Origin of the sequence: uncultured Ruegeria sp. (genome assembly GCF_947500045.1) — a bacterium.
Lineage (GTDB): Bacteria > Pseudomonadota > Alphaproteobacteria > Rhodobacterales > Rhodobacteraceae > Ruegeria.
Window position 1 is genome coordinate 298,292 of record NZ_CANMQQ010000001.1, and the last position, 26,779, is coordinate 325,070.

Here is a 26,779-nt window from a genome sequence, read left to right on the forward strand (position 1 = left end):
ATTCAAGAGTTTTAAGACACTTTACTTCTACAGCTCATATAAGAGGTATAAGCACTCGCTTGTTCTTCAGGAGCTTGAAAAGGATGTATCATAGCTGTGTTTAACCACCCGCATGGCAGCACTGCCGGGGAGCGCCGACCCGCCCCCGAGGGGAGGCGCTGCCCTCTGTTCTATTGAACAACTGTAGGGCGGGCTTCAGCCCGCCATTTGCCTGACCAAAACCCAACGCGCATGGATCGGATGGGTTTGGTGGCGGGCTGAAGCCCGCCCTACGGGTGAAATGGTGGGTTGGAAACCCACCCTACGTAGGATGGGTTTTTAACCCATCATCCCACTGTGACCCACCTCACAGCCCAAATCGCACCCTCCTGCTACACTTGACCCAACGGAACCCTCGGCAGGAGGCGCAGATGTCCACATCCATGATCCCCATCATCGCCCTCGGGTCGGCGGGTCTCTATTCCGTGGCCATGATCGCGATGAAGTTCTGGTGGAAACTTCCCGGCGTCGGCCTCGGCCTGCTGATCGTCGCAACCCTGCTGGCCGGGGCGACGCTGGAACTCGCCGCGCTGCGCGAGGAACGTCTGGGCATCATCTATACCGGCATTCTGGGGGCCGAGGTCGTTCTGATCGCCATCGCCTCGTTCTTTCTGTTCGGCGAAAACTTCTCATATCGCGAGGCGGCAGGCATTGGTCTGGTTATCCTCGGAACCGCGCTCGCATGGGCCTGATAAGCAGTCAGTGGCTGAAGGGTATGCGGTAGCATAAACGCTTGGAAAAGCAGCCGTTTGGCTTGAAAATGATGGGTCTTTCTTGAACCGTCGATGCCCTTAGATCAACCCCAGAAATTTGGTCGAGTTTGACTGTGCGTGGATGACCAGCCGTTGGTCCATCAGACCCGAAGTCTCAATGTGAATTTGTTCTTTAGCAACAATTTCAAGAATGCTGCATTTCGGTCTCTTTTCCGCCCATTTTTTCACTGATACATATGCAAAGTAAAAGGTGGGGTGAGTAAATGTACGGGCGGGTATATGGGAACCGGTGTTAACGGTCAGATAGCGATATCTTGGACACAGACTGAAGTCGATGGGCTTGAGGCAGCGCCTCTTGCCCATTTGGTTGTTGGTGCAGCTTGGTCCTGGCGGGGCCGGGGGATCGATTTATCGACAGAGGCTGGTGCTTTTGTTCAGCGCGACGGCTACGCACGTGTTGTGTCCGCCTCGGCGGCTAGACCGGATGTTTCTGTCGAAGGGCAGGTCTCAACTCAGGGCTCCAAGATTGAACTGACAAACGGAGCACAGAAATTCACCGCCGAACTCGTGCGCATCGTTGGAGAGTCTTCTCTGATGTTGATCTTTGAGAACGGGTGCCCCCAAGCAGATCAGGAATTCTGGATCAGTGCGGCTGCTCAGCAAGTGGAGCCCGCTGAACTCGGGTATGTCGACGACAGTAATGTCGTTGCCTTTCCAGGCCTGATCGGTGGTGCGATTGCAGATCCCGTAGATCTGCCAAGGATCGCGGGTTTTGCCGCTGAATAGCGGATGACCCTCAGATTTTTTTCAAAAGCTGCTGAAATCGTTCCAACTGTCGGTCGCGGCGTGTTGACTCTGGCAAATCCGTAGATATAAGCGCGGCTTCATTGGTGTTGGTGGCCCCCGCAAGGGGATGCCTGTCATGGGGGAGACCTCAAGAGGACAACGCCCTTCATAGTGGCCTGCATAGGCCTCGACTTAAACGAAGGAGATCAGCCGTGACAAAACGCACGTCTGCCAAGTACAAAATCGACCGCCGGATGGGCGAAAACATCTGGGGTCGTCCGAAATCCCCGGTCAACCGTCGCGAATACGGCCCCGGCCAGCATGGCCAGCGCCGCAAGGGCAAACTGTCGGACTTTGGTCTGCAGTTGCGTGCCAAGCAGAAGCTGAAAGGCTACTATGGCGACCTGACCGAGAAGCAGTTCCGCCGTATCTATGCCGAAGCTGTACGTGTAAATGGCGACACCGGTGAAAATCTGGTTGGCCTGCTGGAACGCCGCCTGGACGCTGTTGTCTACCGCGCCAAGTTTGTTGCGACCGTTTTTGCCGCGCGCCAGTTCGTGAACCACGGCCACGTCAAAGTGAACGGCAAGCGGGTGAACATCCCGTCCTACCGCGTCAAAGAAGGCGACGTGATCGAGGTGCGCGACAAGTCCAAGCAACTGGCTGTCGTTCTGGAGGCCGCTGCTCTGGCCGAGCGTGATGTGCCTGACTACATCGATGCCGACCATTCGAAAATGACCGCGACCTTCGTGCGCGCTCCGGGCTTGGGCGATGTGCCTTACCCGGTCGTCATGGAGCCGAACCTGGTCGTCGAATTCTACGCGAAGAACTAATCTTCGCCGACCTGTTGAATTTAAAGGCCGCGCGTTTAGCGCGGTCTTTTTTGTTTGTTGGGGCGCTGTGCCCCTCGGGACAAATTAGGCCAGATGAAGAGGCCGATCAGATGGGAAGAGGGCGGCCTTCGGCGATGGCCTCCATCGCGAAATAGGATGTAACGCTGTCCAATTCGACTTTTTCGATCAGGCGTTGGTAGACCTTGTCATACGAGGTCATGTCCTGCGTGACGACTTTCAATTGATAGTCGTAGTCGCCGCCAATTCTGTGGAAATCGACCACTTCGGGAATGGTCAGAACGTGCCTGCGGAAAGCCTGCAACCATTCGGCAGAATGGTGGCGTGTGCGGAGCATGACGAAGACCACGAGGTTCAGCCCCAGCTTTTCGCGAGCGATCCGCGCGGTCGAGCCCTGCAGGACACCTTCGTCGTGCAGGGATTTCAACCGCCGCCAGCAAGCATTTTGAGACAGACCGATCCGATCTGCCAATTCTCGCTGAGACAATGTTGCGTCTTTCTGAAGTTCTTTTAGCAGACGCGTATCAATTTGATCTAATTTTTTGCTCATGACAAATCATACGACACAAAGTTTAAGTAGAAAACCAATAATTAGGGGAAGATTACACAGGTTACATCAATCACATTGGTACCAGCAATATGGAGCCTGTGTTATGACCTTGTCCAAGTTTCGCGCAGAAATTCGATCTGCAGCTCACGGAAACACTCTGCGTGATGGACTGATCGGTGAGGGGGTACTCATCCCGGGTCTGCGCGGGGAAGTGCCGCTTGTGTATGCGGATTACGTCGCCTCGGGCCGCGCTTTGCGGCAGGTCGAGGATTTTGTGGCTGAGCATGTGTTGCCGTTTTATGCCAACAGCCACACCGAGGCCTCCTATTGCGGGTCCTACATGACCCGTCTGCGCCGCGAGGCGCGGGCCGAGATCGCCCGCATTGTTGGCGCCAGGGAAGAGGACGCGGTGATTTTCACCGGGTCCGGCGCGACTGCGGGTCTCAACCGGCTGGTCAGTCTGCTGGGAGTGCAAGAGGCTGATCAGCCGGTCGTTTTGATCGGACCGTACGAGCATCATTCGAACATTCTGCCTTGGCGGGAAAGCAAGGCGCAAGTGATCGAGATTCCTGAAGCTGTTGATGGTGGTCCCGACATGCAGGCGCTTAAGGCGGCGTTGATCGAACATGCGGGTTCCGATCTGGTGATTGGGTCATTCTCAGCGGCGTCAAACGTCACCGGCATCATCACCGACCCTGACCCTGTCACGCGGATGCTGAAAGAACATGGCGCACTGGCGGTATGGGACTATGCGGGTGGTGGGCCTTATCTGCCGATGGACATGGGCCCTGTAGATGCGCGCAAGGATGCGATTGTTGTCTCTCCGCACAAGTTTCCGGGCGGGCCGGGGGCGTCAGGCGTATTGGTGGTCAACCAAGGTGTCGTGAAGAGGACTTGCCCCAGTTGGCCTGGTGGAGGGACGGTCAGTTTTGTTTCACCGTGGCGGCACGACTATAGCGCCGATCTGGCAACGCGCGAGGAGGCTGGTACGCCAAACGTGATCGGCGATATTCGTGCCGCATTGGCTTTCATCGTGAAAGACGAGGTCGGTACGGATGAGATTGCAAGGCGTGAGGCGCTCTATAACCGTATGGCGTTCGAAGGGTGGTCCAACAATCCTCACCTGACATTGCTTGGAACAGAGAATGCGCATCGCCTGCCGATTTTCTCGTTTCTCGTGCGCGACCGCGCAGGGCAGCCAGTCCATCAGCAACTGTTTACCCGGATGCTCAGCGATATTTATGGCATTCAGGCGCGTGGTGGTTGTGCCTGTGCCGGGCCTTATGCGCACCGTTTACTGGGGATTGACCGCACAACATCGCAAGAGCTGCACGCGGCCTTGTCGGTGGGTGAAGAAATGAAGAAACCTGGCTGGGTGCGGCTGAACTTCTCTTACCTCATGAGCGTAGAGACTGTTCAGTTCATCATCGACAGCGTCAACGACTTGTCGCGGCGGACCGAGGAGTTCGTGCCATTGTACAATGCCGACCCGGCGACGGCCCGCTTCAAGGCGGCCTGAGGGAATTGCCACTTTTCTCAACCCGGTGAGACAGGTATGAGGGGCCAAGTTAACGGAGCCCCTCATGAACCAGATCACCCCACAACCCGGCATTATGGACATCGCGCTGTATCAGGGCGGGCAGTCTCATGTCGATGGCGTGGCGGAAGTCATCAAGCTGAGTTCCAATGAAAACCCCTTTGGGCCCGGTCCCAAGGCGATTGAAGCCGTGCTTGAGAGCGCGGCCACCCTGCATCGTTATCCCAGTACCGACCATGCCAGCCTGCGCAGCGCAATTGCGGAACGGCATGGTCTGGATGCAGATCGTATCATCTGTGGGGTCGGCAGCGATGAAGTTCTGCAATTTGTGGCGCAAGCCTATGCCGGGCCGGGGGATGAGGTGATCTATACCGAACATGGGTTTTCCATGTACCCGATCATCGCGCGGATGGTTGGGGCGACACCGGTCATGGTGCCTGAGCGGGATCGCCGGGTCGATGTGGATAACATCCTTGCCGCGGTCACCGGGCAGACCCGAATTGTCTTTGTGACCAATCCTGGCAACCCAACGTCAACCATGATCTCTGCGGACGAGTTGGGTCGCTTGGCCCAAGGGCTACCCACCGATTGTCTGATGGTACTGGATGGTGCCTATGCAGAATTTGTCGACGGTTTCGATGGTGGGGCAGGGCTGGTGGACCAGTTTAGCAATGTCATCATGACCCGCACCTTTTCGAAGGTCTATGGCCTAGGGGGGATGCGCGTTGGCTGGGGCTATGCCGCGAAAGAGATCATAGATGTGCTAAATCGCGTGCGGCAGCCCTTCAACCTGTCTTTGACGGCACTCTCAGCCGCCGAGGCTGCGGTGCGGGATGAGGAATACCTGCGATTCTGCCAGTCTGAAAACGCGCGCCTTCGTGTTTGGTTGTCTGATGAACTGGCAAAGATTGGCGTCGCATCCGATGCGTCTTGTACCAATTTCATCCTCGCCCGCTTTGAGAACAGGACCGAGGCGGAAGCTTGCGATGAATATCTAAAAACTCAGGGTTTGATCGTCCGGCGTGTTGCGGGCTACAACCTGCCAAACGCCCTGCGGATTACCGTGGGCGATGAAAACGCCTGCCGCCGCGTGGTTGCAGCCATCACCACGTTCAAAAGGGGCGTAGTATGAGCCAAATTTACGACCGTGTGGCGCTGATCGGATTGGGCCTGATTGCTTCGTCCATGTTCTGGGCGATCAAGCGCGCGGGGCTTGCGGGTGAAGTGACTGGCTTTGCCCGATCCGAGGCAACGCGCGATACTGCGCGCCGTATCGGATTGTGTGATCGGGTTTGCGATACTTTGCAGGATACGGTCGATGGCGCTGACCTTGTGGTCCTTTGTGTCCCCGTTGGTGCAATGGGGGCCGTAGCACAGGAGATCGCGCCAGTTCTGAAACCGGGTGCAACGGTTTCAGACGTTGGCTCGGTCAAGCGTCATGTGATCGAAGCTGTCTCGCCCCATATCCCTGAGGGAGTTCATTTTATTCCTGCCCACCCGCTAGCCGGGACCGAACACTCTGGACCGGAATCTGGTTTTGCTGAACTGTTTGACAACCGCTGGTCTCTGCTGGTCCCGGTTGAAGGATCAGATCCAGACGCCATCGCACGGTTGCGGGCGCTGTGGGAAGGAATGGGATCGAATGTCGATGAAATGGATGCCGATCACCACGATCTGGTTCTGGCCGTAACATCGCACGCGCCGCACCTGATCGCTTATACAATGGTGGGTGTAGCGGATGATCTGCGCCGGGTGACAGATACCGAAGTCATCAAATACTCTGCTGCGGGTTTTCGCGATTTTACCCGCATTGCAGCATCAGATCCCACGATGTGGCGCGATGTGTTCTTGACCAACAAGGACGCGACGCTGGAGATTCTGGGCCGTTTCACAGAGGAACTGTTTGCGCTCCAAAGGGCCATTCGCACAGGCGACGGAGAGCAGCTGTTCGACTACTTTACGCGTACGCGCGCAATCCGCCGTGGAATTATTGATGCAGGTCAGGATACGGATGCGCCGGACTTTGGGCGGGGGAAAACATCGATATGAGGGGGCTGGGGCGCTGTTTCTGGATATGCCTGGCTGTTTTGACGGCATCGACTGCAAGTGCGGCCGCGCCTGAAACCTCTCTCGTGCCCGTGACGCGACCGGCCAATACGGACGAGGTCGCGATTGTGGTAACACAGAAGATACGCCCCGTCCTGCGGCCTGCCTCGCCGCAGGTTACAGCGGCGGCCGCCCGACCAAGCGATCTTCCGTTATTCGGGCCCGAGCATTCGATCAGACCATTTTTGCGTCCCGAAGAACTGGAGCAGCAGATCCTGTTCAAGAATCGCAAACGGCGCAAGACCTCAGTTTGCGGCGATATCGACATTCAGGGCAAGGCGGTGGGGCAGGTGAACGGCAAGATCAAAGCTTGCGGCATCAAGGACGCGGTGCAGATTACCTCGATATCGGGGGTAAAACTCAGCCGCCCGTCGACCATGGATTGCGGCACGGCGCAAGCGCTGAACACATGGGTCGACAAAACCGTCAAACCGACATTCAAAAGACGTGGCCCGGTGGTCGAACTTCAAGTCGCCGCACATTACGCTTGTCGCACGCGCAACAATCGCAAAGGCGCCAGGATTTCCGAACACGGCAAGGGGCGCGCCATCGACATCTCGGGTTTCAGGATGGCCGATGGTGAGGTTGTGACAGTACTGGACGGTTGGCGCAAAAATCCATCCAAGAAACAACTGACGAAGATCTGGAGGGGCGCATGTGGGCCGTTTGGCACGGTCCTGGGCCCCAATTCAGACCGCTATCACCGGGATCATTTCCACCTTGATACCGCGCGCTATCGCAGCGGGGCCTATTGCCGTTAACGCAGCACCAGCCGGGGCGCAGGTCCAAGCGGGAGAGGGCCCAAGGCAACGAACCCGTCACGGAAATTCAATTGTAAATCCAGTGCATTTGGGTTGCCTCCCAAGCCCGCCATGAAACCCAATGCGCGGGTCACAGGATCGACGGCTTGATCAGGCAGAGCGCCGGCAGCGTTTGCCATGGCGATCATGTCGCGCCAGTTTTCGGCCTTCATGGCGATTTCACCGGTTGGGATACCTTGTTCGTCAACATCCAGTTCTCCGGTGGCGAACAGACGCAGCTCACCCCATTTCACTTCTGCCAAGCGCAGATCAATTGCAACCGGCTGGGGGCGGCGTTTTTCAAGCGCGGTCCGATCCCACGGTTTGTCGAAGGTGACAAACATATCCATTTCCAGCGTCTCAAACGACTGCGGCAAGGTCGAGGCCGAGCGCATCAGGCGCCGCAGATCGTCTCCGGGTGTGAACCCGTCGATCTTTGCTGCGATTCCATAGCTTTCGGGCGCGCCGGATTGTTCCATCACAAGGCTCAGCGTCTGGCCTCCGGCCTGCGGGTCGCCTTCTGTTGTCAACAGCCAGCGCTCGGACGTCAGGGCCATTTTCTCAAGCACCAATGCGACGCCGGGTTGCAGGTGCAGCTCGGCTTGCATTTCTTCGGCTTGAACAGTGGTGGTCTGATCGAAATAGGACAGCCGCTGTGGCGTAGCAGCAAAGCGCAACATCTGGCGGCCGGGCCAGATTGCAGGGCTTTGGAATTCAATCCAATCCGCGCTCCATGCTGTTCCGTTGACTGGATCAGCCAAGGCGGGGTTATTCAGACGTGTCGTGTGCTGGAAAGGATACCCTGCCGTTGACACGCCCGAGAATTCGGCCTGCCAGCCCAATTCCTGTTGCCTGTCAAACCAACCGGTCAACGCATTGCGCAGCCCGTATCCGGCGATAAACCAGTAGGCACTCCACGCAAGGGCGATAAAAACAAAAACGCGTATCAGACGGCGCATCATGAATGGCCCTTTTTCCTGCCTCGGATTTGATGTTTATAGGGCCAAACAGGCAAGGACCAGTGCAATGACGATGTGGGTATTCGGATATGGATCACTGCTGTGGAATCCAGGCTTTCCAGTAGCCAGTAGCGAACGCGCCACACTGCATGGATATGCGCGGTCGTTCTGCATGCGCTCGATCCATCATCGAGGCACCGAGGAAGAACCTGGTTTGGTTCTGGCACTGGATGAACAGCCCGAGGCGCGCTGCACGGGCTTGGCGCTTGCGGTCGAAGCCGGGCACGAAAACCGCACCTTGGCTGAATTGCGTGAGCGCGAGTTGATCTCGTCCGCATATCTTGAGCGGATGCTGGATGTACAATTGGGCAATGGGCAGTCCGTGAACGCGGTAACCTATGTCGTCGATGCGCATCACGTCCAGTATTGCGGCGGATTGCCATTAGAGGATCAGGCCCAGATCATCGCACATGCGATCGGCGGACGTGGGCCGAATACTGAATATCTTTATAACACCGCTTCGCATTTGACCGAGATCGGGCTGCATGACCCTGACCTTGAGTGGTTGTCGCAACGGGTGCGTACAATCAGCGCATAAACTCTTGGCGTCATGGGGTGAACTTCGATAGGTTCAGCCCAGAGCAGACAATACCGGGAGCCACGCGCATGGCGCAGGCACAACAGGGCGTGAGACCACATTTCTCACAACCGATCCGTCAAATCTTGATGATGCTGATCGCAATTGGGCTGTCAGGGTTTGGCGTATTCATGGCGCTGCCTTACGTGCTGCCGGTTGTTCAGGCAAACCTGTATCTGAACGGGTTCATCCTGCTGGTCTTTGTCATCGGTGTTGCGGCGTGTTTTCTACAGGTCACACAGTTAATTGGTTCAGTCCGGTGGATCGAAGCCTTCATCGGCGGGGTCGAGCGTGACGATGCGCGCCCGCCGCAATTGCTGGCGCCACTGGCATCACTGTTGCGCGAACGTGGGGCGCGGTCGCAGATCGGTTCCAGTTCTACCCGGTCCATCCTCGATTCAGTCGCCGAACGAGTCGAGGAAGAGCGCGAGATCACCCGCTATATCACCAACGTGTTGATCTACCTTGGTCTTTTGGGAACATTTTTTGGTTTGGCGACGACGGTTCCGGCCATTGTCGATACGATCCGCAGCCTGAACCCGCAGGAAGGTGAAGAAGGCCTGGCCGTTTTCAATCGCCTGATGACAGGTTTGGAAGCGCAATTACAGGGTATGGGTGTCGCCTTTGGCTCGTCACTTCTGGGATTGGCCGGATCGCTGATCGTGGGGCTATTGGAGCTGTTCGCGGGTCATGGGCAGAACCGGTTCTATCGCGAATTGGAAGAATGGCTATCCTCGATCACCCGTGTCGGATTTACCGCTGGCGAAGAGGGCGGGGCTGAACTGGCTGTTCTAACACCGGTTCTGGATGCCATGTCCGAACAGATGGATGCGCTGCAGGATATGTTTTCAGCGCAGGAGGTCGACCGCGCCGATGTGTCGACCAAACTGGGGCATCTGGTCGATGCCATCAGCGAGATGAACCAGCGGCAGGCCCAGACCGAAGGCGTTACAGCCACGCTGGAACGTGTGGCGCTTGGTCAGGACGCCTTGCTGGATCACATGCGCGAACATGGCGCGGGCGAGGGGATCGATGCCGAAAGCCGGATGCGTCTGCGGTCGATGGATGTGCAATTGCTGCGTATCCTCGAAGAAATTTCAGCCGGCCGTCAGGATAGTATGAACGAGCTACGCAAGGATTTCGAACTTCTGGTCAAGGCGCTGACCCTTCCACGCGGCGCGGTGCGTACCCCCCCGGAAGGAGAGTAGCGGATGGCTCTCTCCCGACGGACAGGTCAACGGTTCTCGGGCTCGGTCTGGCCGGGCTTCGTGGACGCGATGACCGGTCTGTTGATGGTGCTGACCTTTGTTCTGACCATCTTCATGGTTGTGCAGTTTGTGCTGCGTGAAACCATCTCGGGGCAGGAAGACGAACTGACAGCACTGTCCGACGAAATTGCCGCTCTGGCCGGGGCGCTGGGTTTGGAAGAACGGGAAAACAGCCGTCTTCAGGCGCGTCTTGGAACGCTGAATACGACCCTGAATCAGGTCGAAGATGATCTGGCGCTGGCGCAAAATCGCATCACAGATTTCGAAGCGCAGGTTGCTGCATTGCTGGTGGATCAGGAACGGGCGCAGGGTGAGATCACGTCGCTTGAGACACAGCGCAATGAGTTGCTGAATGAACAGGACGCCCTGAACCTGGCGCTTGCCCAAAGTCGTCAGGAAATCGACGCTCAGGCCGAAGCCGCCCGTCTGGCAGCTGCACGGCGCGAGGCGCTTGAGGCGTTGGTCGCTGATCTCGAATCCGACCAGGATGCCCAAGCTGTTCAGATCACTGAACTTGAACAGCAACTGACCGAGGAAGAAGCCGCCCGTTTGGCTGAGGCTGCTGCTGCCGAAACCTTGCGCAATCGCTTGCAGGATGCGGATGCAGAGTTGACTGCGATGACGCTGGCATTGGAAGCACAGCGTAAGGAAGCCGAGGAAACATTGACATTGCTGGCTGCCGCGCGGGCCGCACAGGCGGAGCTGGAGCGGCAATTTGGCGAGATCAACGCAGATGAGCTAAAGGCTCAGCTACAGGCCGCGCTGGCGGCGCAAACACAAGCACAGACACAAGTTGAAGAGCAAAGATCGCTTGCCGACGAACGCGCGGCGCTGCTGGCTTTGGCACAAGATGCGCTTGCGTCGGAAAAGGAAATATCGACCGAGGCACAACGTCAGACTGCCCTATTGAACCAGCAGATGTCGGCCCTGCGCAGTCAGCTTGGATCGTTGCAGGCACTATTGGATGACTACGAAGATCGTAACGAAGCGGCTGAGATCCAGATTCAGACGCTGGGGCAGGATTTGAACGCCGCACTTGCGCGTGCAGCTTCGGAAGAGCGTCGTCGCCGACTGCTGGAAGAGGCCGAGCGCATCCGCCTCGAGGCCGAAGCAGAGGAACTGGCCGGACAAAATCAGGAACTGACGGCGCAGGCTGCGGATTTGCAACGCTACCGCTCAGAATTCTTTGGGCGGCTTCGGGATGTGCTGGGCGATCAGGAAGGTGTTCGGATCGAAGGCGACCGTTTCGTGTTCTCGTCCGAGGTTCTTTTTGATACCGGCTCGGCAGTGCTGTCTGTCGAGGGGAGCGAAGAAGTGGCCAAGGTTGCCAACATCCTGCGCGGCGTTGCGGTAGAAATTCCCGACGGGTTGAACTGGGTCATCCGTGTCGATGGACATACCGACAATGTACCGCTTGTAAGCAGCGGACGGTATCGCGACAACTGGGAACTCAGCCAGGGCCGCGCCCTTTCCGTGGTTCGCTATATGGTTGAGGCTCTGGGCATCCCTCCCGAACGGCTGGCGGCCAATGGGTTCGGAGAATTCCAGCCCGTCAACCCCGCAGATACCCCGGAAGCACGCGCGCAAAACCGGCGGATCGAGCTGAAGCTCACCGAAAGATAAGCTTCGAAGTATGCCATCTTCGGACCGTTGTATCTGATTGTAAGGATCGACCGGAAATGAAAACGCCCGCCGAAGGGCGGGCGTTAAGGGTTGTGCAGAGCGCTAATTCAGTCCGCAGTCAGCAGCGGGGGCTTGTCGCCCGGAATGCGCGGTTGATCAGGTCCCATGATTTCCAGGTTCAACTCGCCTTTTCTGACCGAGACACGGACCAGGCCACCTTTTGCCAGCTTGCCGAACAGCAGCTCTTCGGCCAGAGGCTTCTTGATGTGCTCCTGAATGACCCGGCCCAGAGGGCGCGCGCCCATCTTGTCGTCATAGCCCTTGTCGGCGAGCCATTCCGCGGCTCTTGGTGTCAGATCGATGGTCACGCCACGATCCAGCAACTGCGCTTCGAGCTGTAAGACGAATTTCTCGACAACTTGCAGGATCACCTCTTTCGGCAGTGGCGCGAATGAGATTACCGCATCAAGCCGGTTGCGGAATTCTGGCGTGAACATACGCTCGATCGCTGCAGTGTCTTCACCTTCGCGCCGGTCACGGGCAAAGCCGATTGCGGCCTTCGCCTGTTCCTGGGCACCAGCGTTCGACGTCATGATCAACACTACGTTGCGGAAGTTCACCGTGCGACCGTTGTGGTCCGTCAGCTCACCGTGGTCCATCACCTGCAGCAGAATGTTGAACACGTCCGGATGCGCTTTTTCGATCTCGTCCAGCAGCAACACGCAATGCGGATGCTGGTCGACGCCATCGGTCAGCAGGCCACCCTGATCAAACCCTACATAACCCGGAGGCGCACCGATCAAACGACTGACTGCGTGTTTCTCCATGTATTCCGACATGTCGAAGCGCAACAGTTCCACACCCAGCGTATCTGCCAGTTGTTTCGCCACCTCGGTCTTACCCACACCGGTTGGTCCGGCGAACAGATAGTTGCCGATGGGCTTTTCTGGCTCTCGCAGACCGGCACGGGCCAGTTTGATGGCGCTGGACAGCGCCTCGATGGCCACATCCTGACCGAACACCACCCGTTTCAACGAGGTCTCAAGATCTTTTAGAACTTCGGCATCGTCCTTGGTGACATTCTTGGGCGGGATACGTGCGATTTTGGCAACCACGGCCTCGATCTCTTTCACGCCTATGGTTTTGCGACGTTTGCTTTCGGCAAGCAGATGTTGTGCCGCTCCGGCCTCGTCGATCACGTCGATGGCCTTGTCGGGCAGCTTGCGGTCGTTGATGTAGCGGGCCGACAATTCCACTGCGGTTTTAATCGCGTCCGCAGTGTATTTGATGGCATGGTGCTCTTCGAAATAGGGCTTCAGGCCGCGCAGTATTTTCACGCTGTCTTCGACCGAGGGCTCATTCACGTCGATCTTCTGGAACCGGCGGCTGAGCGCGCGATCCTTTTCGAAATGCTGACGGAACTCCTTGTAGGTGGTCGAACCCATGGTGCGCAGCTTGCCGCCCTGCAGCGCAGGTTTCAGCAGGTTTGACGCATCCATTGCACCGCCCGAAGTTGCACCCGCACCAATAACCGTGTGGATTTCATCAATGAACAGCACCGCGTCGGGGTGATCTTCCAGCTCGGTCACGACCGCTTTCAGCCGCTCCTCGAAATCACCGCGATACCGTGTGCCAGCCAGCAGGGCGCCCATATCCAGAGAATAGATCGTGGTTTCGGACAGCACGTCCGGAGCTTCACCCGCCACGACCTTATGCGCCAAACCTTCGGCGATTGCGGTTTTGCCGACACCCGGATCCCCGACCAGAAGCGGGTTGTTCTTGCGTCGGCGGCAGAGCACCTGAATGCAGCGTTCCACTTCGTCCGAGCGGCCGATCAACGGATCGACATCCCCGGCGCGCGACTTGGCGTTCAGATCAACGCAGTACTTACCCAGCGCGCTTTCCTTCTGTTCCGCGTCACCAGAAGTTGTCTGAGCCTCTTCTTCAGCTTCATCGGCGCCCGTAACTGGGCGATTCTCACCAAAAGCAGGATCTTTAGCCACGCCGTGCGCAATAAAGTTCACCGCGTCATAGCGGGTCATATCCTGTTCCTGCAGGAAATAAGCCGCATTGCTTTCACGTTCGGCGAAGATCGCGACCAGCACATTCGCTCCGGTCACTTCGGTGCGACCCGAGCTTTGAACGTGGATCGCTGCGCGTTGTATGACACGCTGGAAGGCTGCTGTGGGTACCGCTTCGGAGCCGTCGATATCGGTGACGAGGTTGGACAGGTCTTCGTCGATGAATTCGACCAGCGTACTGCGCAACTCATCAAGATCAACGCTGCACGCTTTCATGACACGTATCGCATCGGGCTCTTCCAGCAGCGCCAGCAGCAAATGCTCTAGCGTTGCAAATTCATGTCGCCGTTCATTCGCAGCTGCAAGGGCCGCGTGGATGGCTTGTTCCAGTGTGCTCGAGAATGAAGGCACGCGGGTGCTCCTCTATATTGGGCCGGAAGGGGGTCGAGTATTCGGCAGGATCCCCATCCCAACCATGTCCTCATACTATTAGAGTTTGGTTGATCGACGCCCGGCTTCAAGGGTTTTCTTGCTCTTGACAGTCACATTTGTTGTGAGCGTGGCTGTGATGAGTGCCTGAAACGCCTTAAAAGCTGTCTTTTCGGGCACGGATCTCAGCAAAAACTAATGCCGGATCAGAACCTTCCATGCCCAGATGCGCCTGAATCGCCGGATTTGTGGCCCGTAGAAACGGGTTTGTGGCCTTTTCAAGCGCCAGAATTGACGGAACAGTAGGCTCTCCGGCGGCTCGAAGGCGGTTGATATCGGCAACACGATCCAGCAGGTCGGGATTGTCAGGATCGATCGTCAGGGCGAATTTGGCGTTTGATTGCGTGTATTCGTGGCCCGAACAAACAATAGTTTCATCGGGCAGGGCGGCCAGTTTGCTCAGAGAAGCCCACATTTGTGCTGGTTTACCTTCAAACAACCGCCCACATCCCAGCGCCATCAAGCTGTCTGCGGTGAAAACAACGCCGGTCTGAGGCATGTAGAATGCAATATGCCCCACAGTGTGGCCCGATACATCCAGAACCTCGACCGGTTCACTGCCTATGTAAAATGTATCCCCTTCAACAACAGCTTGATCAAGTTTCGGCAGGCGGTGCTCGTCTGCTTTTGCCCCGATTACGCGCGCAGGCTGGGATTCGAGTATGCCCGGCAAGCCATCCACGTGGTCCCAGTGATGATGCGTCAACAGCACATGGCTCAGCCGCCAGCTGCGCGCATTCAGTTCCGCCAGAATCGGTGCGGCCTCGGGCGCGTCGATTAGTGCGGTCTCGCCACTGACCGGGTCATGTGCCAGAAAGGCGTAATTGTCGCTGAGGCACGGAACGGTAACGATTTCAAGAGGCATGGCCTTTTGCCCTTTCATTGCTAGACTGCGCCCAGCTAAGCCGATTGACCGGGTGTCCGCAATGCATCTTGATGTGCAGGATCTGAGGAATTTTTACTATCGCAGCACCTTGGGCCGCGCAGCTCAGGCTGCGATCCGTGGACGGTTGGTGGACCTTTGGCCTGAAGCCAAGGGGCAGACGGTTGTCGGCTTTGGTTTTGCCGTACCCTTGTTGCGCCCATATCTTGCGGATGCACGCCGCGTAATCGGCCTGATGCCGGGGCCGCAAGGGGTGATGCCCTGGCCCGCCGGGATGCCGAATGTTTCAGTTCTGACCGAAGAAACCATGTGGCCGATTGAAACTGGACACGTGGACAAACTGGTGGTGATGCATGGTTTGGAAACCTCGAACCGCCCCAGCCAGTTGCTCGAAGAATGCTGGCGCGTGTTGGGACCTGGTGGTCGGGCATTGTTTGTCGTGCCCAACCGCGCCGGGCTGTGGTCGCGATCGGACCGGACGCCGTTTGGCTTTGGCCAGCCTTATTCAACGACACAGCTTGAGAAACAGTTGCGGGCACATCACTTCGTGCCTGAAAACCACTGTTCGGCTCTTTATTTGCCGCCCTCTTTCCGTCGGTTCTGGCTGAAATCGGGCAGCCTGATCGAAAAAACCGGGCAGCGTATTCCAACTGTCATGGCCGGTGGCGTGCTGATGATCGAGGCCAGCAAACTCATCCGCCCACCCAGCGGAAATGTGACCAAAGATGCCGTGAAACGTCCGATCAAGGCGCTGGATGGATTGTTGAAGCCCGCGTAACATTCTGGAGCCGCGGATGCGGAAAAATTGCGGGAAATAAGTCACAGGAATCGCAAAAACCTGCATATTCGTAACATTTTTCAACTGCCACAATCGGTCCAAAGGGTCGCACTTGGCTTAAGTATATGAAATCTAAAGATTTGTGGATAATTCTGTTACCGCTATAGCGTATTGCTTGGTTGGAACACCTCTGCTACATCCCCGTTGATTTTGATCCCCGCCTTTCATGGACGGGGTTTCTTCACGCCCCCGGGGTGACTGCGCGCGCGGTTTTCGGGGCCTAAAATATCGGAAGGGTGGACGTGTCCGAACCAGCTTCGATTTCCACAGGCATCGCCATGCGCTATGCCACTGCGATCTTCGAGATCGCCAAAGAGAATAAAGACCTCGCAGGTCTGGAAACCGGCATCAATGATCTGGCAGCAGCTTTGGGCGAAAGCGCCGACTTGCGTGACCTGATCGCATCGCCTCTGGTTTCACGCGCCGAACAGGAAGCAGCGATTACCGCGGTTGCCGACAAGATGGGCCTTCATGCCATCCTGCGCAACACGCTGGCACTGATGGCGCAAAAACGCCGCCTGTTTGTCCTGCCACAACTGGTACAGGTTCTGCGCGAAATGCTAGCAGACGAGCGTGACGAAGTGACCGCGGATGTCGCGTCGGCCAAAGCTTTGACCAAAACCCAGATGGACAAACTGTCCAAAACGCTGTCCGAGCGTGTGGGCAAGACCGTGACAATAAATGCGACCGTTGATGAAAGCCTCATTGGCGGTCTTGTCGTTAAAGTGGGCTCGAAGATGATCGATAGCTCGATCCGCTCCAAGCTCAACTCCCTACAGAATGCAATGAAAGAGGTCGGATAAATGGGAATCCAAGCTGCAGAGATTTCTGCAATCCTGAAGGACCAGATCAAGAATTTTGGTCAGGAAGCCGAAGTGGCCGAAATCGGCCGCGTGCTGAGCGTAGGTGACGGGATCGCCCGTGTATTCGGCCTGGACAATGTGCAAGCCGGTGAGATGGTCGAATTCCCCGGCGGCATCATGGGCATGGCGCTGAACCTGGAAAGTGACAACGTCGGTGTTGTTATCTTTGGTTCCGACCGCGACATCAAAGAAGGTGACACCGTTAAGCGCACCAACTCGATCGTGGACGTTCCGATTGGGGATGAGCTGCTGGGCCGTGTTGTTGACGGTCTGGGCAACCCGCTGGACGGCAAAGGCCCGATCAAGGCAACCAAGCGTGGCGTTGCAGACGTTAAAGCACCGGGCATCATCCCGCGTAAATCGGTACACGAGCCGATGGCAACCGGCCTGAAATCGGTTGATGCGATGATCCCGATTGGCCGTGGCCAACGTGAGCTGATCATTGGTGACCGTCAGACCGGTAAGACTGCCGTTGCTCTGGACGCGATCCTGAACCAGAAGGTTTACAACGAAGCAGCTGGCGACGATGAGTCGAAGAAGCTATATTGCGTTTACGTTGCGATTGGTCAGAAGCGTTCGACCGTTGCGCAGCTGGTTAAGAAACTGGAAGAGTCTGGCGCGATCGACTATTCGATCGTCGTGGCTGCAACCGCGTCCGACCCGGCACCAATGCAGTTCCTGGCACCCTATGCCGCAACTGCGATGGCCGAGTTCTTCCGTGACAATGGCCGCCACGCGCTGATCATCTATGATGACCTGTCGAAACAGGCCGTGTCCTATCGTCAGATGTCGCTGCTGCTGCGCCGTCCGCCCGGACGTGAAGCCTATCCCGGCGACGTTTTCTACCTCCACTCCCGCCTGCTGGAGCGTTCGGCGAAGCTGAACGAAGACTTCGGTGCGGGCTCGCTGACCGCTTTGCCGGTTATCGAAACCCAGGGTGGTGACGTTTCGGCGTTTATTCCGACCAACGTGATCTCGATCACCGACGGTCAGATCTTCCTGGAAACCGAACTGTTCTATCAGGGCATCCGTCCTGCTGTGAACACTGGTCTGTCGGTTTCACGTGTGGGCTCGTCAGCTCAGACCAACTCGATGAAGTCGGTTGCCGGTCCGGTGAAGCTGGAACTGGCTCAGTACCGTGAAATGGCTGCGTTTGCGCAGTTTGGCTCCGACCTCGACGCCGCAACCCAGCAGTTGCTGAACCGTGGTGCGCGTCTGACCGAGCTGATGAAACAGCCGCAGTACTCGCCGCTGACCAACGCTGAAATCGTCTGCGTCATCTTCGCGGGTACCAACGGGTACCTCGACAAGATCGACGTCAATGATGTTGGCCGGTACGAGGCTGGCCTGCTGGCGCATCTGCGTGGAAAGCACGCGGACCTGCTTCAGTGGATCACGGACGAAGACCCCAAAATCAAGGGTGACGCTTCTGACAAGATCAAGGCTGCGCTGGACGAATACGCCGCAACCTTCGCTTAAGGGAGAGGCGGGCACATGCCAAATCTTAAGGATCTTAAAAACAGGATCGAGTCGGTCAAATCGACCCGCAAGATCACCAAGGCCATGCAGATGGTCGCGGCTGCAAAACTGCGCCGTGCCCAGGAATCTGCCGAAGCATCGCGTCCCTATGCCGAGCGGTTCAATGCCGTGATGGCCGGGCTGGCGGCATCGGTCGGGGGCAGCGACAGCGCCCCCAAGCTGCTCCGTGGTACGGGCAGTGATGAGGTTCATCTGCTGGTTGTCATGACAGCTGAACGCGGCCTTTGCGGCGGCTTCAACTCGAACATCGCCAAGCTGGCCCGTGCCAAAGCCTATGAGCTGAAGGCCAAGGGCAAGACGGTCAAAATACTGACCGTCGGCAAGAAAGGTCGCGACGCAATCAAGCGCGACTATGGCGATCTGTTCGTTGGACATGTCGACCTGAGCGAGGTCAAGCGACTGGGTTACACCAACGCGCAGGACATTGCGAAGGACGTTCTGTCCCGTTTCGACGCGGGTGAGTTTGACGTCGCCACGATCTTCTACTCGAAGTTTGTCAACGTCGTAAGCCAGATCCCGACGGCACAGCAGATCATCCCTGCCTCGTTCGAGGATATCGAGGGCGACGACAGCGGTGCCATCTTCGATTACGAGCCCAGCGAAGAGGCCATTCTGGCCGATCTGCTGCCCAAAGGGGTTGCGACCGCAATCTTCTCGGGTCTGCTCGAAAACGGGGCCTCGGAACAGGGTGCACGGATGTCTGCAATGGACAACGCGACACGCAACGCGGGTGAGATGATCGACAAACTGACCATCCAGTTCAACCGCTCGCGTCAGGCCGTGATCACCAATGAGCTGATTGAAATCATTTCCGGCGCCGAAGCGCTGTAGAGACTAACCGGAGACGAAACATGGCGAATGCAAAAGGCAAAGTCACTCAGATTATCGGGGCCGTCGTAGACGTGCATTTCGATGATGAGCTGCCTGAAATTCTGAACGCGCTGGATACCACCAACAACGGCAAGAAGCTGGTTCTTGAGGTTGCACAGCACCTGGGCGAAAACACCGTCCGTACCATTGCGATGGACGCGACCGAAGGTTTGGTTCGTGGCGAAGAAGTCACCGACACCGGTGCGCCGATCGCGGTTCCGGTCGGAAACGCGACACTGGGCCGTATTCTGAACGTTGTGGGTGAGCCCATCGACGAAAAGGGCCCCGTTGAGACCACTGAAACCCGCGCCATCCACCAGGAAGCGCCGGATTTCGCGGATCAGGCAACTGAATCCGAAGTTCTGGTTACCGGCATCAAGGTTGTTGACCTGCTGGCCCCTTACGCCAAGGGCGGTAAGATCGGCCTGTTCGGCGGTGCCGGTGTTGGCAAAACCGTTCTGATCATGGAACTGATCAACAACATCGCCAAAGTGCACTCGGGCGTGTCCGTGTTCGCCGGTGTTGGTGAGCGGACCCGTGAAGGCAACGACCTGTATCACGAGATGATCGAATCCGGCGTTATCGTTCCCGATAAACTGGAAGATTCGAAAATCGCGCTGGTCTATGGTCAGATGAACGAGCCTCCGGGTGCCCGTATGCGGATCGCTCTGTCGGGTCTGACCCTGGCGGAACAGTTCCGTGACGCAACCGGTGCCGACGTTCTGTTCTTTGTCGACAACATCTTCCGCTTTACGCAGGCGGGTTCCGAGGTTTCGGCTCTGCTGGGTCGTATTCCTTCGGCTGTGGGTTATCAGCCGACGCTGGCGACCGACATGGGCGCGATGCAGGAACGCATCACCTCGACAAAATCGGGCTCGATCACGTCCGTGCAGGCCGTCTACGTTCCTGCGGATGACTTGACCGACCCTGCGCCGGCCACGTCGTTTGCGCACTTGGACGCGACCACCGTTTTGAACCGTGCGATCTCAGAAAAGGGTATCTACCCGGCTGTTGACCCGCTCGACTCGACTTCGCGTCTGCTCGACCCGGCCATCGTTGGTGAAGAGCACTATACCGTTGCGACTGACGTTCAGCAGATCCTCCAGCGCTATAAGTCGTTGCAGGACATCATTGCCATCCTTGGCATGGACGAACTGTCGGAGGAGGACAAGCTGACCGTGGCACGTGCCCGTAAGATCGAACGCTTCTTGTCGCAGCCGTTCGACGTGGCCGAGGTGTTCACCGGCTCGCCCGGCGTTCAGGTTCCTCTGGATGTTACCATTGCGTCGTTCAAGGCCGTTGTGGCTGGCGAATACGATCACCTTCCCGAGGCAGCCTTCCTGATGGTTGGCGGAATCGACGAAGTGATCGCCAAAGCGGAAAAGATGGCCGCAGAAGCCGCCTAAGGAGCACACCTGATGGCAAACACGATGCAATTCGACCTCGTCAGCCCCGAGCGGAGCCTTGCTTCGCTTGAGGCGACCGCGGTCCAGCTTCCCGGCGCGGACGGGGACATGACGGCGATGCCCGATCATGCCGCCACAATCACCACCTTGCGCCCCGGTCTTCTAAAGGTTGAGGCACCCGAAGGGTCCAGCGAATACCTGGTCACCGGCGGGTTTGCCCAGATCAACGGCGACGGCATGTCGGTTCTGGCTGAAAAGGCCATCCCCGTTGCCGAAGTGACGCGGTCTCATCTGGATGATCTGATCGCTGAAGCGCGTGCTTCGCACGAGGCAGCAAAAGCTGGTGACGATCAATCCATCGTCGACGATGCCGCCAAGCTGCTGGCTGATATGGAAGCCCTTGGAACGCATATGAGCCTGTAAAGGTTCGTACAGACTAGTCGAAGCGGCCCTGCTTTGCGGGGCCGTTTTTTTTGTCGTGATTTCGTCTAATTCGCGGTGTAAGGTGCCGGAATTGAAGGAAAAGACGATAGAATGAAGAAATTTCTGACACATCGCATGGGAATCGATCAGGGCGAATCTGTGCTGTTCTCCGACTTCGCCGACGGTGGTGATATGTGGACCGGGCAGGGTGCCCGTGAACGGCGTATACCTATTCACTTCAATGAACCGTTTAGGTCAGTACCGATCGTTCAGATCGGGGTGGTGTTATGGGACGTGGATACCTCTTCTGCCTTGCGTGCCGAGATTCAGGCGGAGGATATTACAACAGAAGGATTCAATGCGGTATTTCGCACGTGGTCCGATACACGTATTGCCAGAATCCGGGTGACCTGGACAGCAATCGGAGAGGTTGCGCACGAAGACGATTGGGATATCTCCTGAATCAGTTTTGCGCGTTCGAGACGATTGTAACCCACCGAAAGCCATATCATAAAAGGAGCCGGGCGTTTGCGACGCAGGTTGAATACGGAGGACCGCAGCGGTGTTTGCACGAGAGCATATTGAATACGAAGCCTTGGAACTTCCCGATCGCCTGGATTTGTCTGATCAAGAAATGCTGGCCGAGGCTGTGTCGTTTCATGACAAGATGAAACGTCGCCATACTGTACGCGATTATTCAGACCGTCCTGTACCCCGTTCAATCATTGAAGAGTGCATTCGCGCGGCAGGAACTGCACCATCGGGTGCCAATCATCAGCCCTGGCACTTCGTTGCCACTTCAAACCCTGAGATGAAAAGGCGCATTCGCGAGGAAGCTGAAGAAGAAGAGCGCAAATTCTATGACGGCGGCGCCGGGGATGAGTGGCTAAAAGCGCTGGAGCCGATTGGGACAAACGATCAAAAGCCGCATCTTGAAGATGCTCCCTGGCTGATCGTGATTTTCGCACAGCGGTGGGGGCATTTCGATGATGGGGTTAGGTTCAAGAATTATTATGTGCCCGAAAGCACCGGCATAGCGACCGGTTTTTTGTTGACGGCCCTACATCACGCCGGGTTGGTTTCGCTGACGCATACGCCTAATCCGATGAAATTTCTGAACAAACTGCTGAACCGCCCCGATCACGAAAAGCCAATCATGATCGTGGCCGTAGGTCATCCACGCGAGGATGCGAAGGTGCCGAAAGTGGCAAAGATGAAGAAGCCGCTGGAAGAAATCATGACAGTCGCTGAATAGACTGGCCGCCATGATCTCAGAAGCCGCAACAGCAATCCGCGGCTTCGCCAATCAGTCCATGTGATAGAGCGACTCGTAGATCGGTGTCAGCGTCTTGTCCTCGAACAGGGATGACACGCTTGTGCCATTCCAAATATTCAGGATCGCCTGCGTGAAGATCGGTGCCGTGGGTACGATGCGAATATTCGTCGCCTTTTCGATCTCGGCTGTTGGCTGGATCGTGTCCGAAAGAACTAGAGATTTCATGACCGAATTGGTCACACGCTCAACCGCCGGGCCGCTCATGACCCCATGCGTGATATAGGAATGTACCTCTTTGGCGCCGTTATCCATCAGCACCTGGGCGGCTTTACATAGTGTGCCAGCCGTATCACAGATGTCGTCCACGATCAGGCAGATCTTGTCCTTCACGTCGCCAATCACTGTCATCTCAGCAATTTCACCGGCTTTTTCGCGGCGCTTGTCAACGATCGACAACGGCGCGTTGATGCGTTTGGCCAGCTCGCGCGCCCGGGCAACGCCGCCAACGTCGGGCGAGACGACCATCAGGTCGTCCATCTGATCTTTGAATTGCTTCTTCACATCCAGTGCAAAGATCGGCGAAGCGTAAAGGTTATCGACGGGCATATCAAAAAAGCCCTGAATCTGTGCGGCGTGCAGATCCATGGTCAGGATACGCTCGATACCCGCGCCGGTCAGCATATTGGCAACCAACTTCGCCGAGATCGGTGTGCGCGCTTTGGTGCGGCGGTCCTGACGGGCATAGCCGAAATAGGGGATGACGGCAGTGATGCGGGCCGCGGACGAACGGCGCAGGGCGTCGGCGATGATCAGCAGCTCCATCAGGTTGTCATTGGCAGGGTTCGACGTTGGTTGAATGATGAACATGTCCTCGCCGCGGACGTTTTCGAACACTTCCACGAAAATCTCGCCATCATTGAACCGTTCGACCCTCGCATCGACCAGCCCCTGGTCAACGCCGCGATGCAGGCTCATGCGGCGGGCGATGGTTTCGGCAAGCGGAAGATTGGCGTTCCCAGCGATAAGCTTGGGTTCGTGAAGTGTCGGCATCGGCTGATTTTCCCCGGGCAGCAGTGGCAATGTGACAGATTCGTGATGTTGACACCGCTTAGCATGGCCTTACCGTCGCGCAAAGATAACGCAGCGGAGAAAGTGCACATGACACAGATTGACTACTTTTTTGCGACACTCTCGCCCTATACCTATCTGGCCGGGACACGGCTGGAAGAGGTTGCGGCAAAGCATGGCGCGACGATAAATTATAAGCCGCTGGACATAATCGCCTTGTTTGGTCGCACAGGTGGCACACCGCCAAAAGATAGACATATCTCGCGCATCGAATACCGCGCGCAAGAGCTGTTGCGCCAGGCGCGCAATCTGGACATGCCGTTTAATCTGCAACCCGCCCATTGGCCGACCAACATGGCCCCGTCCTCCTATGCTGTGATTGCGGCGGTTCAGGATGGAACAGGAGATGTTGGAAAACTGTGCCATTCTTTGTTGCGTGCGTGCTGGGCCGAGGAAAAGGATATCGCCGATGATGGCGTAATCCGGGATTGTCTCGAACAGGCAGGATTCACCCCAAACCTTGCCGATAGCGGCCTGCTGGTGGGCGCGGAAACCTATGCTGCCAATCTGGAAGAAGCCGTGGATCGGGGTGTTTTCGGCGCGCCGTTTTATATCACGCCGGACGATCAAAGGTTCTGGGGGCAGGACCGTCTGGACGATCTCGACCGCCATTTGGCAGATCTCAAAAGCTGACCTCGGCAGGACCGTGCCTATCCCGCTTCATCTGGCCAAAAATACCTCGGGGGAGGCGCAGCTTGCTGCGGCGGGGGCAGAGCCCCCAATCGTTCAAAGCAGGGACAAAAACCGGTCGATCTGGTCGGTTCCGATGGCCCAGTCGCAGACCAGGCGGCAGGCCAGCAGTTCATCGTTATCTTCGCCCTCCAGCGTATCACCCCATAGGTGATAGATAGCGCCTGCCTCGTGCAGGCGCTTGTGCTGGCTGCGGGGAAAGCCGGCGAATATCATATTGGCCTGAGGCTCATGCAGGAATTCTGCCCCAGCTGCGCGCAGCCCCTCTGCCAGCCGCGCAGCATTGGCATTGGCCTTGCGTGCCGATTTTAGCCACAGATCATCCTGCAGATAGGCCGCCATCTGAGCAGACAGATACCGATGTTTAGAAAACAGATGCGCCCCGCGTTTGCGCCGCAGCTCGAACTCCCAGGCTTTGCTTTCGTCAAAGAATATGACCGCCTCGACGCCCAAAAGGCCATTCTTGGTGCCACCAAAACTGACGACATCCACGCCTGCTTTCCAAGTCATCTCTGCCGGTGAACAATTCAGCGAAACCAGAGCATTGGAGAAGCGGGCACCATCCAGATGCACAGGCAGATCATATGTCTTCGCCACGTCACACAACGCCCGCAGCTCGGCCAACGAGTAGACTGACCCGCGCTCGGTGACCTGAGTGATCGAGACAGGCCCGCGCTGGGGACCATGCACGCCGCGATTCTCTTCCTGCTGAATGGATTTGGTCAATGCTTGGGGGCTCATCTTGTCGCCACCCGGAACTAGCGTCAGTTTTGCACCGCTATAGAATTCTGGCGCGTTGCACTCATCCTCGTGGATATGGGCGACGGGTGAGCAGAACACGGTTTCCCACGGTTTGCTCAATGTCGCCAGCGCCAGCGAATTCGCAGCCGTTCCAGTGGCCACAAGATAAACCGCCGCACCCGGAGCTTCAAAAATACCGCGGATCTGGTCGCGGACTTCGTTCATCAGATGGTCCGCGCCATAAGCCATCTGATAGCCGTGGTTGGCCTCAGTCAATGCGGCCAGAACCTGGGGGTGAACAGGCCCGGAATTGTCAGAGGCAAAGTACATCAGCTCGGCTCCTCAATTATGTAGTCTTCCCATTCTTCCATGGGTGTTTCGAATTCTGACACGGTGCGCCCCTGAACCGATACTCCGGCGTCATGAACGCTGTTTGGCGTACCAGACAGCAACGGGTGCCAGTCGTAAAGCGGTTTGCCTTCCCAGAGCAGCCGATAGGCGCAGGTCTGTGGCAACCAATAGGCGTGGCTGTCGATATTTTCGGGTTTCATGACGATGCATTCGGGCACAAACTGATGCCGGATATCGTATTGCGTGCATCGACAGGATTCGTCATCCAACAGGCGGCAGGCAACACAAGTCAGTGCAACCTCACCCGTGTCCTCATCTTCCAGCTTGTTCAAGCAACATTTGCCACAGCCATCGCAAAGGGCTTCCCACTCGCGCTGGTTCATCTTGCGCAGTGGTTTACGCTCCCAGAACCGAGGCGCGAGACCTTCACGATCAATCGGGTCCGTTGTCATGGGTTGGCCAGTATCTTTCGGGCACGCGCGCAATCGGCATCCATCTGCGAGATCAACCCATCGAGGCTGTCGAATGTCATTTCGGGGCGCAGATAGTCGACCAAACCAACTGACAGCGTGGAACCGTATAGATCGCCCGAGAAATCGAACAGATACGTTTCGATATTTGGAACCTCTCCATGGAACATCGGTCGCGTTCCGACCGATGCCGCACCGCGATAGCTGCCCTGATGCGGGCCATCCAGAACATCAACCAACACCGCGTAAACACCGAACTTCGGAGGGTGCAGCCCTTCTATCGACATATTGGCTGTAGGGAATCCCAATTCACGCCCGCGCTGCTCTCCGCCAACGACCTCGCCTTCGATCCGGTGCCAATGACCAAGCATTGTCGCTGCATCACGTGGGCGCCCCTCTGAAAGAGCGGTGCGGATCGCGGTTGATGAGACCACATTGTCGGATCGCTCCATCAACGGAGCGATCGTAACGCCGAACCCGAATTCCTCGCCGAAGTCGATCAAGTCCTGAGGGGTTCCGCTGCGCCCTTTGCCAAAACAGAAATCAGCACCAACGACGATATGAGACAGGCCCAGCCCGTCACATATCACGTTTTTGGCGAAAGCCTCTGGCGACAATCCCGCCAATGCCGCATTGAAAGGCAGCTCATACAGTTTTCGAACACCCAGTTTTTCCAGCCGGTGCGCCCGGGCATTCCCACGCATCAGGCGAAAGGGCGGTGCATCCGGCGCAAAATACTCGCGCGGATGAGGTTCAAATGTCATCACCCCTAGCGGAGCGTTGGGTTCAGCATTGCGTGCCAGCTCAATGACGGATTGATGCCCTAGGTGGACACCGTCAAAGTTTCCGATGGCAACGCTGGCGCCACGATCTTCTGGTTCGATAAACTGGAAGTCACGTATGATCTGCATGAGGATTGCCT

The 26,779-nt window shown here is 57.0% G+C and carries 27 protein-coding genes; 19 read left to right on the plus strand and 8 right to left on the minus strand.

The genetic code is table 11. From position 1 onward, the window contains the following. The first annotated feature begins 410 nt into the window (after nucleotides 1-410). The 3 genes from Q1B46_RS01515 (at nucleotide 411) to rpsD (ending at nucleotide 2,371) form a co-directional block, all read left to right on the plus strand. On the plus strand, nucleotides 411-731 hold the full coding sequence (locus Q1B46_RS01515; RefSeq protein ID WP_058277004.1) for a hypothetical protein: 321 nt from the start codon (nucleotides 411-413) through the stop codon (nucleotides 729-731). A 300-nt stretch (nucleotides 732-1,031) separates the two neighbouring features. After that, entirely contained in the window at nucleotides 1,032-1,538 is a 507-nt protein-coding gene (locus Q1B46_RS01520; RefSeq protein ID WP_299943986.1) for a hypothetical protein, read from the plus strand. A 212-nt stretch (nucleotides 1,539-1,750) separates the two neighbouring features. Then, nucleotides 1,751-2,371: a 30S ribosomal protein S4 gene (rpsD, locus tag Q1B46_RS01525; RefSeq protein WP_074735842.1), complete on the plus strand. Its 621-nt coding sequence runs from the start codon at nucleotides 1,751-1,753 to the stop codon at nucleotides 2,369-2,371. A gap of 106 nt (nucleotides 2,372-2,477) precedes the next feature. On the opposite strand, the gene Q1B46_RS01530 is transcribed toward rpsD, so the two are convergent. Beyond that, nucleotides 2,478-2,939: an Lrp/AsnC family transcriptional regulator gene (locus tag Q1B46_RS01530; RefSeq protein WP_299943990.1), complete on the minus strand. Its 462-nt coding sequence runs from the start codon at nucleotides 2,937-2,939 to the stop codon at nucleotides 2,478-2,480. 103 nt (nucleotides 2,940-3,042) lie between these two features. On the opposite strand from Q1B46_RS01530, the gene Q1B46_RS01535 reads away from it, so the two are divergent. The 4 genes from Q1B46_RS01535 (at nucleotide 3,043) to Q1B46_RS01550 (ending at nucleotide 7,343) form a co-directional block, all read left to right on the plus strand. Next, nucleotides 3,043-4,458 carry an aminotransferase class V-fold PLP-dependent enzyme gene (locus Q1B46_RS01535; protein ID WP_299943994.1) on the plus strand — a complete coding sequence of 472 codons (1,416 nt, stop codon included), beginning with the start codon at nucleotides 3,043-3,045 and terminating at the stop codon, nucleotides 4,456-4,458. 64 nt (nucleotides 4,459-4,522) lie between these two features. After that, nucleotides 4,523-5,608 (plus strand): histidinol-phosphate transaminase, encoded by a 1,086-nt coding sequence (gene hisC / locus Q1B46_RS01540; protein ID WP_299943997.1) that lies wholly within the window; start codon nucleotides 4,523-4,525, stop codon nucleotides 5,606-5,608. Continuing rightward, a complete protein-coding gene (locus Q1B46_RS01545) occupies nucleotides 5,605-6,525 on the plus strand; it encodes a prephenate/arogenate dehydrogenase family protein (protein WP_299944000.1) in 921 nt (306 codons plus the stop codon). The genes hisC and Q1B46_RS01545 overlap by 4 nt, the downstream gene beginning before the upstream one ends. Continuing rightward, nucleotides 6,522-7,343, plus strand: a complete 822-nt coding sequence (locus Q1B46_RS01550) for an extensin family protein (protein WP_299944004.1) — start codon at nucleotides 6,522-6,524, stop codon at nucleotides 7,341-7,343. The genes Q1B46_RS01545 and Q1B46_RS01550 overlap by 4 nt, the downstream gene beginning before the upstream one ends. Here Q1B46_RS01550 and Q1B46_RS01555 read toward each other — a convergent pair. After that, nucleotides 7,340-8,344, minus strand: coding sequence for a DUF2125 domain-containing protein (locus Q1B46_RS01555; RefSeq protein ID WP_299944007.1), 1,005 nt, complete (start codon nucleotides 8,342-8,344; stop codon nucleotides 7,340-7,342). The two genes, Q1B46_RS01550 and Q1B46_RS01555, sit on opposite strands and share 4 nt — an antisense overlap. A 64-nt stretch (nucleotides 8,345-8,408) precedes the next feature. On the opposite strand from Q1B46_RS01555, the gene Q1B46_RS01560 reads away from it, so the two are divergent. The 3 genes from Q1B46_RS01560 (at nucleotide 8,409) to Q1B46_RS01570 (ending at nucleotide 11,869) form a co-directional block, all read left to right on the plus strand. Then, entirely contained in the window at nucleotides 8,409-8,939 is a 531-nt protein-coding gene (locus Q1B46_RS01560; RefSeq protein WP_299944010.1) for a gamma-glutamylcyclotransferase, read from the plus strand. A 68-nt stretch (nucleotides 8,940-9,007) separates the two neighbouring features. After that, the gene (locus Q1B46_RS01565; protein WP_299944013.1) at nucleotides 9,008-10,186 is read left to right on the plus strand and encodes a biopolymer transporter ExbB; all 1,179 of its coding nucleotides are present in this window, start codon (nucleotides 9,008-9,010) and stop codon (nucleotides 10,184-10,186) included. Nucleotides 10,187-10,189: 3 nt separating this feature from the next. Beyond that, nucleotides 10,190-11,869, plus strand: coding sequence for a peptidoglycan -binding protein (locus Q1B46_RS01570; RefSeq protein ID WP_299944016.1), 1,680 nt, complete (start codon nucleotides 10,190-10,192; stop codon nucleotides 11,867-11,869). Nucleotides 11,870-11,976: 107 nt separating this feature from the next. Here Q1B46_RS01570 and clpA read toward each other — a convergent pair whose 3' ends face one another. Further along, nucleotides 11,977-14,301, minus strand: coding sequence for an ATP-dependent Clp protease ATP-binding subunit ClpA (gene clpA / locus Q1B46_RS01575; protein WP_299944020.1), 2,325 nt, complete (start codon nucleotides 14,299-14,301; stop codon nucleotides 11,977-11,979). Between the two features lie 175 nt (nucleotides 14,302-14,476). Further along, a complete protein-coding gene (gloB, locus tag Q1B46_RS01580; RefSeq protein ID WP_299944023.1) occupies nucleotides 14,477-15,244 on the minus strand; it encodes a hydroxyacylglutathione hydrolase in 768 nt (255 codons plus the stop codon). Nucleotides 15,245-15,305: 61 nt separating this feature from the next. On the opposite strand from gloB, the gene Q1B46_RS01585 reads away from it, so the two are divergent. From Q1B46_RS01585 to Q1B46_RS01620, 8 genes are all read left to right on the plus strand, one after another. After that, nucleotides 15,306-16,040, plus strand: a complete 735-nt coding sequence (locus Q1B46_RS01585; protein ID WP_299659124.1) for a class I SAM-dependent methyltransferase — start codon at nucleotides 15,306-15,308, stop codon at nucleotides 16,038-16,040. Nucleotides 16,041-16,342: 302 nt separating this feature from the next. Further along, nucleotides 16,343-16,903 carry a F0F1 ATP synthase subunit delta gene (locus tag Q1B46_RS01590; RefSeq protein WP_299944027.1) on the plus strand — a complete coding sequence of 187 codons (561 nt, stop codon included), beginning with the start codon at nucleotides 16,343-16,345 and terminating at the stop codon, nucleotides 16,901-16,903. Beyond that, the gene (atpA, locus tag Q1B46_RS01595; RefSeq protein ID WP_299944030.1) at nucleotides 16,904-18,442 is read left to right on the plus strand and encodes a F0F1 ATP synthase subunit alpha; all 1,539 of its coding nucleotides are present in this window, start codon (nucleotides 16,904-16,906) and stop codon (nucleotides 18,440-18,442) included. Between the two features lie 15 nt (nucleotides 18,443-18,457). Then, nucleotides 18,458-19,333, plus strand: a complete 876-nt coding sequence (locus tag Q1B46_RS01600; protein WP_299944033.1) for a F0F1 ATP synthase subunit gamma — start codon at nucleotides 18,458-18,460, stop codon at nucleotides 19,331-19,333. Between the two features lie 20 nt (nucleotides 19,334-19,353). Continuing rightward, the gene (atpD, locus tag Q1B46_RS01605) at nucleotides 19,354-20,778 is read left to right on the plus strand and encodes a F0F1 ATP synthase subunit beta (RefSeq protein ID WP_050604828.1); all 1,425 of its coding nucleotides are present in this window, start codon (nucleotides 19,354-19,356) and stop codon (nucleotides 20,776-20,778) included. A 12-nt stretch (nucleotides 20,779-20,790) separates the two neighbouring features. Then, entirely contained in the window at nucleotides 20,791-21,201 is a 411-nt protein-coding gene (locus Q1B46_RS01610) for a F0F1 ATP synthase subunit epsilon (RefSeq protein ID WP_299944037.1), read from the plus strand. A gap of 111 nt (nucleotides 21,202-21,312) precedes the next feature. Beyond that, entirely contained in the window at nucleotides 21,313-21,663 is a 351-nt protein-coding gene (locus tag Q1B46_RS01615) for an H-type lectin domain-containing protein (protein ID WP_299944039.1), read from the plus strand. A gap of 100 nt (nucleotides 21,664-21,763) precedes the next feature. Further along, on the plus strand, nucleotides 21,764-22,456 hold the full coding sequence (locus Q1B46_RS01620) for a nitroreductase family protein (RefSeq protein WP_299944042.1): 693 nt from the start codon (nucleotides 21,764-21,766) through the stop codon (nucleotides 22,454-22,456). Between the two features lie 51 nt (nucleotides 22,457-22,507). Here the strand turns inward: Q1B46_RS01620 and Q1B46_RS01625 are convergent, their stop codons facing one another. Then, nucleotides 22,508-23,527: a ribose-phosphate pyrophosphokinase gene (locus Q1B46_RS01625; protein ID WP_299659147.1), complete on the minus strand. Its 1,020-nt coding sequence runs from the start codon at nucleotides 23,525-23,527 to the stop codon at nucleotides 22,508-22,510. A 108-nt stretch (nucleotides 23,528-23,635) separates the two neighbouring features. On the opposite strand from Q1B46_RS01625, the gene Q1B46_RS01630 reads away from it, so the two are divergent. Next, entirely contained in the window at nucleotides 23,636-24,238 is a 603-nt protein-coding gene (locus Q1B46_RS01630) for a 2-hydroxychromene-2-carboxylate isomerase (RefSeq protein ID WP_299944045.1), read from the plus strand. A gap of 93 nt (nucleotides 24,239-24,331) precedes the next feature. On the opposite strand, the gene Q1B46_RS01635 is transcribed toward Q1B46_RS01630, so the two are convergent. From Q1B46_RS01635 to Q1B46_RS01645, 3 genes are read right to left on the minus strand one after another with little or no spacing between them, the layout of a single operon-like run. Further along, a complete protein-coding gene (locus Q1B46_RS01635) occupies nucleotides 24,332-25,366 on the minus strand; it encodes a beta-eliminating lyase-related protein (protein ID WP_299944047.1) in 1,035 nt (344 codons plus the stop codon). Next, nucleotides 25,366-25,839, minus strand: a complete 474-nt coding sequence (locus Q1B46_RS01640; protein WP_299944049.1) for a YcgN family cysteine cluster protein — start codon at nucleotides 25,837-25,839, stop codon at nucleotides 25,366-25,368. Before Q1B46_RS01640 ends, Q1B46_RS01635 begins: the two co-directional genes overlap by 1 nt. Next, a complete protein-coding gene (locus Q1B46_RS01645; RefSeq protein ID WP_299944051.1) occupies nucleotides 25,836-26,768 on the minus strand; it encodes a bifunctional riboflavin kinase/FAD synthetase in 933 nt (310 codons plus the stop codon). Before Q1B46_RS01645 ends, Q1B46_RS01640 begins: the two co-directional genes overlap by 4 nt. Nucleotides 26,769-26,779: the final 11 nt, after the last annotated feature.

Excerpts from the sequence above, each read along its gene's own strand:
- Q1B46_RS01625 (WP_299659147.1), bottom strand. The coding sequence starts at position 23,527 with ATGCCGACACTTCACGAACCCAAGCTTATCGCTGGGAACGCCAATCTT.
- Q1B46_RS01550 (WP_299944004.1), top strand. The coding sequence starts at position 6,522 with ATGAGGGGGCTGGGGCGCTGTTTCTGGATATGCCTGGCTGTTTTGACG.
- Q1B46_RS01555 (WP_299944007.1), bottom strand. The coding sequence starts at position 8,344 with ATGATGCGCCGTCTGATACGCGTTTTTGTTTTTATCGCCCTTGCGTGG.
- atpA (WP_299944030.1), top strand. The coding sequence starts at position 16,904 with ATGGGAATCCAAGCTGCAGAGATTTCTGCAATCCTGAAGGACCAGATC.
- atpD (WP_050604828.1), top strand. The coding sequence starts at position 19,354 with ATGGCGAATGCAAAAGGCAAAGTCACTCAGATTATCGGGGCCGTCGTA.
- Q1B46_RS01615 (WP_299944039.1), top strand. The coding sequence starts at position 21,313 with ATGAAGAAATTTCTGACACATCGCATGGGAATCGATCAGGGCGAATCT.
- Q1B46_RS01635 (WP_299944047.1), bottom strand. The coding sequence starts at position 25,366 with ATGTACTTTGCCTCTGACAATTCCGGGCCTGTTCACCCCCAGGTTCTG.
- Q1B46_RS01645 (WP_299944051.1), bottom strand. The coding sequence starts at position 26,768 with ATGCAGATCATACGTGACTTCCAGTTTATCGAACCAGAAGATCGTGGC.
- Q1B46_RS01530 (WP_299943990.1), bottom strand. The coding sequence starts at position 2,939 with ATGAGCAAAAAATTAGATCAAATTGATACGCGTCTGCTAAAAGAACTT.
- Q1B46_RS01640 (WP_299944049.1), bottom strand. The coding sequence starts at position 25,839 with ATGACAACGGACCCGATTGATCGTGAAGGTCTCGCGCCTCGGTTCTGG.
- Q1B46_RS01545 (WP_299944000.1), top strand. The coding sequence starts at position 5,605 with ATGAGCCAAATTTACGACCGTGTGGCGCTGATCGGATTGGGCCTGATT.
- gloB (WP_299944023.1), bottom strand. The coding sequence starts at position 15,244 with ATGCCTCTTGAAATCGTTACCGTTCCGTGCCTCAGCGACAATTACGCC.
- Q1B46_RS01520 (WP_299943986.1), top strand. The coding sequence starts at position 1,032 with ATGGGAACCGGTGTTAACGGTCAGATAGCGATATCTTGGACACAGACT.
- hisC (WP_299943997.1), top strand. The coding sequence starts at position 4,523 with ATGAACCAGATCACCCCACAACCCGGCATTATGGACATCGCGCTGTAT.
- Q1B46_RS01560 (WP_299944010.1), top strand. The coding sequence starts at position 8,409 with ATGACGATGTGGGTATTCGGATATGGATCACTGCTGTGGAATCCAGGC.
- Q1B46_RS01565 (WP_299944013.1), top strand. The coding sequence starts at position 9,008 with ATGGCGCAGGCACAACAGGGCGTGAGACCACATTTCTCACAACCGATC.
- Q1B46_RS01630 (WP_299944045.1), top strand. The coding sequence starts at position 23,636 with ATGACACAGATTGACTACTTTTTTGCGACACTCTCGCCCTATACCTAT.
- Q1B46_RS01600 (WP_299944033.1), top strand. The coding sequence starts at position 18,458 with ATGCCAAATCTTAAGGATCTTAAAAACAGGATCGAGTCGGTCAAATCG.
- Q1B46_RS01610 (WP_299944037.1), top strand. The coding sequence starts at position 20,791 with ATGGCAAACACGATGCAATTCGACCTCGTCAGCCCCGAGCGGAGCCTT.
- Q1B46_RS01515 (WP_058277004.1), top strand. The coding sequence starts at position 411 with ATGTCCACATCCATGATCCCCATCATCGCCCTCGGGTCGGCGGGTCTC.
- Q1B46_RS01570 (WP_299944016.1), top strand. The coding sequence starts at position 10,190 with ATGGCTCTCTCCCGACGGACAGGTCAACGGTTCTCGGGCTCGGTCTGG.
- Q1B46_RS01535 (WP_299943994.1), top strand. The coding sequence starts at position 3,043 with ATGACCTTGTCCAAGTTTCGCGCAGAAATTCGATCTGCAGCTCACGGA.
- Q1B46_RS01585 (WP_299659124.1), top strand. The coding sequence starts at position 15,306 with ATGCATCTTGATGTGCAGGATCTGAGGAATTTTTACTATCGCAGCACC.